Below are 9,398 nucleotides of genomic sequence, written 5' to 3'. Positions count from 1 at the left end.
ATGTCGTGGGCGGAGTTGTTGGAGCCGATGACCACGACCTTCTTGCCGCGATATTTGTCGGGGCCGGGATGGGTCGAGGAATGCTGCTGCTCGCCCTTGAAGATGTCCTGGCCCTTGTATTTCGGCCAGTTCGCCTTGCCGGACATGCCGGTGGCCAGCACCAGCTGCTTGGGCTTCAGCGTGATCTCCTTGCCGTCCCGTTCGACGACTACGGTCCATTCCCCGGACTTCTCGTCATATTTGGCGGATTTCGCGGTTGTGGAGGACCAGTAGTTCAGCTCCATCACCTTGGTGTACATCTCCAGCCAGTCGCCGATCTTGTCCTTCGGCGCGAAGACCGGCCAGTTCTTCGGAAAGTCGATATAGGGCAGGTGATCGTACCAGACTGGATCGTGCAGGCAGAGCGACTTGTAGCGCTTGCGCCAGGAGTCGCCGGGACGCTCGTTCTTCTCGATGATGATGGTCGGCACGCCGAGTTGCTTCAGTCTGGCGCCGAGCGCGATGCCGCCCTGACCGCCGCCGATGATGAGGGCATAGGGTTGCCTGGTGTGACCGAGCTCGGCGATCTCGTCGTCGCGCTCCTCGCGCCAGGTCTTACGGTCCTTGCCGTGGCCGTGCTTGGCGCCGAGCGGGCGGGTAAAACCGGCCTTTTCCTCATGACCTTTCAGTTCCGCGATGGTCGTCAGCAGCGTCCAGATCAGGTCGCCCCTGAAGCGCACCAGGCCGTAGCCGCGCGCCACCTCGGTCTCGAACGTGATCCAGGCGGTGATGATGCCGTCCGCCTCGCTGGCCTCCTCGCCTTCGGCCACAGACCAGCCAGTCGGCTTGATGGTGGCAAGGGTCGATGCCAGCATGTCGCGTATCTGCTCGCGTCCTTCCATCGTCTTCAGGTTCCAGGTGAATGTGACGAGATCGCGCCAGTAGCAATCCTCCTGGAAGCAATTGGCGGCCGCATCGATATCGCCTGCTTCCAAAGCCTTGCCGAACTTGTCGAGCAGGGCCTGCGCCTTGATGGTGGGTGTTCTCTCGAGCATTTTCTCCTCCGTTTGCTAGAGTCGAAATACAAACAGCAAGTCGCATGCCAGCCATGGCGCTCTATGAGGATTGCAATGGAATCAAACGGTTAGGCTTCCCTGCCATCGTCATGCGCGTTGCAGAGCTGTTGCATGCATCATGGCGCGCCACAGCTGATGCAACAGCTAGTTGGGTGCTTCCAGCCGCAGGCGTTTCATCCTGCGATGCACGGTTGTGCGATCGACTCCGAGGCGTCGCGCGGCCTCCGAGATATTCCATCCGGTAGCTGCCAGGACGTCCAAAAGTGCGGCGCGTTCTTCGCCCGGGGAAGGCTGCCGCAGCCCGACGAGGCTTGTGAGCTGGACCGGCAGCGTCGGATGCGGCGAGGAAAATTCGGGCAGGTCGGACGGCTGGATCGTTTCGCCGTCGCAGAGTGCCATCGCCAGATCGATTGCGTTGACGAGTTCGCGAATGTTGCCGGGCCAACCGTGGCGGATCAGCGCCAGCCTTGCCGCCGGGGACAGCCTTGCCGCGCCGCCGGCCAGGCGTGCACGCTCACCCACAAGCCGATCCAGCAGCCATTCGAAGTCGGTGCGCTCGCGCAACGGCGGCAAGGTCAGCGAGGCGGCGTTGAGCCGGTAGAACAGGTCTTCTCGGAAGCAGCCTTCGGTGACCAGCTTGCGCAGGTCATGATGCGAGGCCGAGACGATCTTGATGTCCACCGATCGCGGTTCGGTGCCCCCGACCGGGATCAACTCGCGCTCGGCAATCACACGCAACAGCCGCGATTGCAGCGCGTAGGGCATGTCGCCGATCTCGTCGAGGAAAAGCGTGCCGCCGTCGGCGGCCTCGATCAGCCCTTTGCGCCCCTTGGGCGCGGCACCGGTGAAGGCGCCCGCCGCGTGACCGAACAGCTCGCTCTCGATCAGATGTTCGGGAATCGCGGCGCAGTTGATGGCCACGAACGGTCCTTTGCGCCGCGAGCTTTCATGGATCGCGCGGGCCAGATGCTCCTTGCCGCAGCCCGTCTCGCCATGGATCAGGATCGGAATGGTCGTGCGCGCCAGCTTGGCGGCCCGCGCCTGCACCGCCGACATCGCCGGATCCCCACCGGAAAGCTCGGCTATCGCCTTCGGCAGCATTTCGACCGGAGCGCGGCGTCCACCGCTCGGTTGCGGCTCGATGGCGTGCGCGAAGAGCGCGCTGCCGTTGCGGCCGAACACCAGCCGCTCCTCGGTCGGACGCCCGCGTGTCAAGTTGGGCAGGTCGTCGATGCCCATATCGAGATAGCGCGAGATCGGCTGGCCTATCGGCGAGGACTGCCTCCAGTCGATGCCGCCGGCCTGCGCCAAAAGCAGCGCTCCGCCGCGCGTCGTGCCAAGGATGCGGCCGGACGCGTCCAGCGCGATGGCCGCCTCGGGATCGACATCGAGGAATTCCGGCGAACGCGAAAAGCGCAAAACCCATTCGGAGTGCATCTGCGCCATCAGGTTGGCGAGCTCGATGCGCCGCGCCGACGCCGTCACCAGATGCAGCGCCAGGTTCTGGCTGACCTTCGGCTGCGGTGAGCGCAGCAGCGAAATGTCGAGCACCGCGGTCAATGCGCCATTGGTGTCGAAGATCGGCGCGGCGGTACACGACAGCGGTGTGTGGGTGGTGTCGAAATGGTCTGTCTGGTGGATGGTCATCGCCTCGCCGGTGACGATGCAGGAGCCGACGCCGCAGGTCCCGGTGCGGCTTTCGGACCATTCCGAACCGAGATAGAGGCCGGCCTTGCGCAGCTGATCCATGAACTGCGGATCGCCGAGGAAGTCGACAGTGACGCCCTTCGCATCGGCCAGCAGCAGCACGTAGTTCTGGCCCGCCACCTGCCTGAACAGCGTTTCCAGGCCGCTGCGGGCGATCGCGATCAGCCGTTCCGATTGCTCGCGGTGTTCGCGCAACTGCGTTTCGGGAACGATGTAGGCCTCGGTGGGCTTGGCCGGGTCGAGCCGGTGCGTGTCGACGCAGCGCTGCCAGGATTGCACGACGACGTCGTCGCGGACCGATCGCACGCCGGACAGGACCTGCTCGATCTCACGTATGTGCTCGCGTTCGCCAGCCATGCGTCCTCCTCGCAGGCAACGTCCTTTGCCGGCCGATAGTGGTGCTTCCGCCTCGCGCGCTCAACTGTACTATGGTAGCCCGTGAACGGGCCGATCTCACGCCTGGGTGAATTCGCGATTCACCCCATTGACGTGCCCGCGTTTTGGCCCTTATTGTCCGCGCCCATGAAAACGGCACTCATTCTCGTAGGCGGGCGCGTGGGCAAGGCGGTGTAACCGCCGGGCGAAAACCTCCCATGCGCATCACACAGGCTCCCTCGGGGGCCTTTTTTATTGCCTCCAACCGAACTAAACGACCAGCAAAGCGCCAGAAGGCGAACAGTACGGGACCAGACCGATGAGCAATGGACAAAACGAGCGGCGCGAAATGACAGGCGCCGAGATGGTGGTGCAGGCGCTGAAGGACAACGGCGTCAAGCACGTCTTCGGCTATCCGGGCGGCGCGGTCCTTCCGATCTACGATGAAATCTTCCAGCAGGACGAGGTCGAGCACATCCTGGTCCGCCACGAGCAGGGCGCCGGCCACGCGGCCGAGGGCTACGCGCGTTCGACCGGCAGGGCCGGGGTCATGCTGGTGACCTCCGGGCCTGGCGCCACGAACGCGGTGACGCCGCTGCAGGATGCGCTGATGGACTCCATCCCGCTGGTCTGCCTGACCGGCCAGGTGCCGACCTCGCTGATCGGCTCGGACGCGTTCCAGGAATGCGACACCGTCGGCATCACGCGGCCCTGCACCAAGCACAACTGGCTGGTCAAGGACGTCAACGAACTGGCAGCCACCATCCATGAGGCCTTCCACGTCGCTACGACCGGCCGTCCCGGTCCCGTGGTGGTCGACATTCCGAAGGACGTCCAGTTCGCCAAGGGCTTCTACGTTCCGCCGCAGACGGCGCCGCGCACCAGCTACCAGCCGAAGGTCCAGGGTGATCTGGAGAAGGTGAAAGCGGCTGTCGAGCTGATGGCCGGCGCGAAAAAGCCGATCATCTACTCGGGCGGCGGCGTCATCAATTCAGGGCCGGAAGCGAGCCATCTGCTGCGCGAGCTGGTCGACCTCACCGGCTTCCCGATCACCTCAACGCTGATGGGGCTAGGCGCCTATCCGGCATCGGGCAAGAACTGGGTCGGTATGCTCGGCATGCACGGCACCTACGAGGCCAACATGGCCATGCATGATTGCGATGTGATGGTCTGCATCGGCGCGCGCTTCGATGATCGCATCACCGGCAGACTCAGTGCCTTCTCGCCGAACTCGAAGAAGATCCATATCGACATCGACCCGTCCTCGATCAACAAGAACGTGCGCGCCGACGTGCCGATCCTCGGGGATGTCGGCCGGGTGCTGGAGGATATGGTCCGGCTGTGGCGGGCGACCGCCAAGACCGACAAGAAGGCGCTCTATCCGTGGTGGGAGCAGATCGCGAAATGGCGTGCGCGCGACTCGCTCGCGTACAAGATGAACAGCGACGTGATCATGCCGCAATACGCCATCCAACGACTCTACGAACTGACCAAGGACAAGGACACCTACATTACCACCGAGGTCGGCCAACATCAGATGTGGGCGGCGCAGCACTTTCATTTCGACAAGCCGAACCGCTGGATGACCTCCGGCGGCCTGGGCACGATGGGCTACGGCCTGCCGGCGGCGCTTGGCGTGCAGATCGCGCATCGCGATGCGCTGGTCATCGACATTGCCGGCGATGCCTCGGTGCAGATGACGATGCAGGAGATGAGCGCGGCGGTGCAGTATGACGCGCCGATCAAGATCTTCATCCTCAACAACCAGTACATGGGCATGGTGCGCCAATGGCAGCAGCTGCTGCACGGCAACCGGTTGTCGCATTCCTACACCGAGGCAATGCCCGATTTCGTCAAGCTGGCCGAGGCCTATGGCGGCCACGGTATCCGCTGCGAGAAGCCGGACGAGCTGGACGACGCGATCAGGGAGATGATCTCGGTCAGGAAGCCGGTGCTGTTCGACTGCCGGGTGGCGACCTTGGCCAACTGCTTCCCGATGATCCCTTCGGGCAAGGCGCACAACGAGATGCTTCTGCCCGACGAGGCGACCGATGAGGCGGTGGCAAACGCAATCGACGCCAAGGGCAGGGAACTGGTGTAGGCGGCTCGGCGCGCGGCGGGAAGCCGTGTGGAAACAGGGTATTAGATCAAGAGTTTGAAATCGAGATTCAGGTCATGAACGCACAGCACCTTCAACCCACCGGTTCCGCCTATTTCATCGCCAAGGAGACCGAAAAGCCGGAAAACCACACGCTTTCCGTTTTGGTCGACAACGAGCCGGGCGTCCTTGCCCGCGTGATCGGCCTCTTTTCCGGCCGCGGCTACAACATCGAGAGCCTGACCGTCTCGGAGACCGAGCACGAGAAGCATCTGTCGCGGATCACCATCGTGACGCGCGGCACGCCGCATGTGCTGGAGCAGATCAAGCACCAGCTCGAGCGCATCGTGCCGGTGCACCGCGTCGTCGACCTCACCGTGCGCTCGCACGAGTTCGGGCAGGAGCGGCCGCTGGAGCGGGAACTGGCGCTGGTGAAGGTGGCCGGCACCGGCGAGGCCCGCGTCGAGGCGCTGCGCCTTGCCGACGCGTTCCGCGCCAGCGTCATCGACGCCAACACCGAGCACTTCATCTTCGAGATTACCGGCAAGGGTTCCAAGCTCGACCAGTTCATCGCCATCATGAAGCCGCTCGGCCTTGTCGAGATCTGCCGCACCGGCGTGGCTGCGATGAACCGTGGCCCGCAGGGGATGTGAGCATGATGCGCTCGGCGGTGATTCTGGATCGCGGCCGCGGCGCCAAAGGATCGAGCAATCTAAGTCAGCACTAACCGTCCTTGCAGCTCAGATGTCCGCTGAAGCCTTTCTCGCCCTCCTGGTCTACGCCTTCGTGACTTCGATCACGCCAGGGCCGAACAACCTCATGCTGCTCACATCCGGGGTGAATTTCGGTATCGTCAGGACGATCCCGCATATGCTCGGCATCAGCATCGGCTTTTTCGTCCTGCTGCTGGCCGTCGGTTTCGGCCTCGGCGCGGTGCTCACGGCGGTGCCCGCGCTTCACACTGCATTGAAGATAGCGGGTGCGGCTTATCTCCTCTATCTCGCCTGGAAGATCGCGATGTCGCGTTCAATGGCCAGCAGGAGCAAGACCGAAGCGAAGCCGATGCGTTTCATCGATGCGGCGGCGTTCCAGTGGGTCAATCCGAAGGCCTGGGTGATGGCGATTACCGCCATGGCGGTCTACACCAACCCCGACCACCCGTTCATCTCGGTGATGCTCATCGCCGCCGCCTTCGCCATCGTCAACCTGCCCAGCGTCTCCGTCTGGGCCGGTTTCGGCACGGCGCTGCGTGGTTTTCTGTCCGATCCGATACGGCTGAAATGGTTTAATATTGGCATGGGCGTGCTGCTGGCTGCGACGCTCTGGCCGATGCTGCGCTGAGCTCGTTTTCGGCTCGCCGGGAGCGCCCACCGCCGTACTTTAGCTGACTGCACAGGGATTGTGCACTGCACATTAAATCTTCGTAATGCCGCGTTTTGGCCCTTTTCCGCCAAAGCCTTGTATTATCTATTTAGCGAAAATTGCGGCGGAAGGCCGTAAATCGAGCTAAGATAGACCACCGGTTTCGGCGTGTCGGGTAGAGGGCTTTAATGTCGATGCGCGGGAAAATCGCCTTTGCAGTTGTTGCGGTCGCCTGCCTGGCAGGCGCCGGACTCTATCTTTCGCCTACGACGTTGGGCAAGGTCCAAGCGTTGATTTCGGGCCAGCAGGCGGTGCCTGGTGGAACGGACAAGGGATCGGACAAGACAGCCAAGGCCCCGGATAGTGCGAAGGGCGGTAGCGGCGGCGCGCGTTCAGCCTCGATCGTTTCCGCGGCCGCGACGACCGCCGACTTCCCGATCCGCCGCTACGCCATCGGCTTCGTCTCCTCGCCGGCCGTGGTCAGCATCAATGCCCGCGTCTCCAGCCAGATCGTGTCGATCGCCGTCAAGGACGGCCAGATGGTGAAGGCGGGCGACCTGCTGCTCTCGCTCGACGACCGCGCGCTCAAGGCGCAGCTCGCCAAGGACAAGGCTACGCTTGCCAAGGACCAGGCGCTGCAGATCAGCGCCGCCGCGGATCTCCAGCGCGCCAAGGATCTTGTCGCCAAGCAGGCCGGCACCCAGCAGACTTACGATCAGGCGGTTGCTGCGCAGAAGGCGGCTGCGGCCACCGTCGATGCCGACCAGGCCACGATCGACGCCGACGTCGTCCAGCTGAGCTACGCGACAATCACCGCACCTATCTCCGGCAGGCTGGGCGCCGTCAATGTCGCGGTCGGCGATCTCGTCACCACCAGCAACGGCAATAGCAGCACCACGACCCCGCTGGTGACGATCACCCAAATGGATCCGCTGCAGGTGACCTTCAATCTGCCGGAAAGCAATCTCGCGCTGCTGCACAAGGCGCTGGCCAATCCGCAGCAAGGCGCGGTGACGCTCACCAAGGACGGCAATCCGACGCCGATCGGCAAGGGCACGCTCGACTTCGTCGATTCCAGCGTCGATACCGCTTCCGGCACCATCGCCACGCGGGCGAGCCTGCCCAACGCCGATCTCTCGCTATGGCCGGGCCAGTATGTGAATGTCGTGCTCAACGCGGGCACGATGCCGCAAATGGTTTCGGTCCCGACGGTCGCGGTCCAGCCGAGCCAGAAAGGACCGTTCGTCTACGTCGTCAAGCCGGATAACACCGTGGAAATGCGGCCTGTGCAGGTGGCGCTGACGGCAGGCCAGAACAGCGCCGTCAGTCAGGGTCTGAAGAGCGGTGAGAAAGTCGTCGTCGAGGGTCAGACGAGGCTGAAGGACGGTGCCGCCGTGCATGAGGGCGATCAAACCGCTCCGAAGGTCGCGGAAGCCGACAAGGCCGGCGAGGCGCAGCAATGATCTCCGAATTCTGCATACGCAGGCCCGTCGCGACGCTGCTGATGTCGTTCGCCCTCGTGCTGGGCGGTATCTTTGCCTACAAGTTCCTGCCGGTGGCGGCGCTGCCGAGCGCCGAATTCCCGGTGGTCAACGTTTCGGCCCAGTTGCCCGGCGCCTCGCCAGAGACGATGGCGACAGCTGTGGCCACGCCGCTGATCAAGCAGTTCGCCACCATCGCCGGCATCGATTCGATCTCGACCACGAACTCGCTCGGCCAGACCTCCATCGCCATCCAGTTCGTGCTTAACCGGAATATCGATGCGGCGGCGGCGGACGTGCAGGCCGCGATCGCGCGTACGCAGAAATCGCTGCCGCCCGAAATGACCTCGCCGCCGAGCTATCGCAAGGTCAATCCCGCCGATGCGCCGATCCTGCTTTTGTCGCTGGTCAGCGACACGGTTCCACTGACCGATCTTGACGCCTTCGCCGAAAATGTCATCTCGCCTTCACTGTCGACGATCGACGGTGTGGCGCAGGTGTCGATCTACGGCCAGCAGAAATACGCCGTGCGCGTCCAGATCGACCCGACAGCGCTCGCCGCGCGGGGCATTTCGATCGACCAGCTGCAGACGGCGATCGCGTCCGCCAACAGCAACACGCCGCTCGGCGTCCTGCAGAACAACAAGCAGCAGCTTACCATCACTGCGAACACCCAGCTCGACAACGCGGCGGGCTTTTCCAACCTCATCATCGCCACCAAGAACGGCCATCCGGTGCGACTGGGCGAGGTGACCCGCGTGGTCGATTCCGTGCAGACCACGACGACGGCAAGCTGGTATGACGGCACGCGCGCCATCATCCTCGCCGTCCAGCGCCAGCCCGACGCCAACACCGTCGATGTCGTCGACAAGGTCAAGGCGATGCTGCCGTCCTTCGAGGATCAGATGCCGGCCGCAGCAAGCATCAAGCTGCTCAACGACCGCTCGACTTCGATCCGCGCCGCCGTCTCCGACGTGCAGTTCACGCTGCTCCTGACCATCGCCCTGGTGGTGATGGTGATCTTCGTTTTCCTGCGCCGCGTGACAGCGACCATCATTCCGGCCGTAGCGGTGCCGATCTCGCTGATCGCGACGCTCGGCGCGATGTTCCTGTTCGGCTTCTCCATCGACAATATTTCGCTGATGGGGCTTACCCTGGCCGTCGGCCTCGTCGTCGACGACGCCATCGTCATGCTGGAGAATATTTTCCGGCACATGGAGGAGGACGGGCTGTCGGCCTTCGACGCGGCGCTGAAGGGCGCGCGCGAGATCGGCTTCACCATCATCTCCATCTCGATCTCGCTGGTGGCGGTGTTCATCC

7 protein-coding genes are annotated in these 9,398 nt (G+C 63.6%); 5 read left to right on the top strand and 2 right to left on the bottom strand.

The genetic code is table 11. The annotated features are described in order from the left end of the window. Together Q0L57_RS31785 and Q0L57_RS31780 are read right to left on the bottom strand one after the other, a co-directional pair. Window positions 1-1,034, bottom strand: a 1,034-nt coding sequence (locus Q0L57_RS31785) for an NAD(P)/FAD-dependent oxidoreductase (RefSeq protein WP_296747051.1), incomplete at its 3' end; no start/stop codon positions are given. Between the two features lie 165 nt (window positions 1,035-1,199). Then, window positions 1,200-3,119: a sigma-54-dependent Fis family transcriptional regulator gene (locus Q0L57_RS31780; RefSeq protein WP_296747050.1), complete on the bottom strand. Its 1,920-nt coding sequence runs from the start codon at window positions 3,117-3,119 to the stop codon at window positions 1,200-1,202. Window positions 3,120-3,456: 337 nt separating this feature from the next. On the opposite strand from Q0L57_RS31780, the gene Q0L57_RS31775 reads away from it, so the two are divergent. The 5 genes from Q0L57_RS31775 to Q0L57_RS31755 all read left to right on the top strand — a co-directional run. Next, window positions 3,457-5,238: an acetolactate synthase 3 large subunit gene (locus Q0L57_RS31775; protein WP_296747049.1), complete on the top strand. Its 1,782-nt coding sequence runs from the start codon at window positions 3,457-3,459 to the stop codon at window positions 5,236-5,238. A 74-nt stretch (window positions 5,239-5,312) separates the two neighbouring features. Continuing rightward, on the top strand, window positions 5,313-5,888 hold the full coding sequence (gene ilvN / locus Q0L57_RS31770) for an acetolactate synthase small subunit (protein WP_296747048.1): 576 nt from the start codon (window positions 5,313-5,315) through the stop codon (window positions 5,886-5,888). A gap of 91 nt (window positions 5,889-5,979) precedes the next feature. Beyond that, entirely contained in the window at window positions 5,980-6,576 is a 597-nt protein-coding gene (locus Q0L57_RS31765; RefSeq protein WP_296747052.1) for a LysE family translocator, read from the top strand. 215 nt (window positions 6,577-6,791) lie between these two features. After that, window positions 6,792-8,060 (top strand): efflux RND transporter periplasmic adaptor subunit, encoded by a 1,269-nt coding sequence (locus tag Q0L57_RS31760; RefSeq protein ID WP_296747047.1) that lies wholly within the window; start codon window positions 6,792-6,794, stop codon window positions 8,058-8,060. Further along, a partial coding sequence (locus Q0L57_RS31755) for an efflux RND transporter permease subunit (protein ID WP_296747046.1) occupies window positions 8,057-9,398 on the top strand: 1,342 nt, incomplete at its 3' end. The genes Q0L57_RS31760 and Q0L57_RS31755, both read left to right, overlap by 4 nt.

The sequence above is a fragment of the Mesorhizobium sp. genome (assembly GCF_024509055.1).
In the GTDB taxonomy this organism is placed as follows: Bacteria; Pseudomonadota; Alphaproteobacteria; order Rhizobiales; family Rhizobiaceae; genus Mesorhizobium.
The sequence above is the reverse complement of the archived record's forward strand: the minus strand, read 5'-3'. Positions and strand labels throughout refer to the sequence as shown.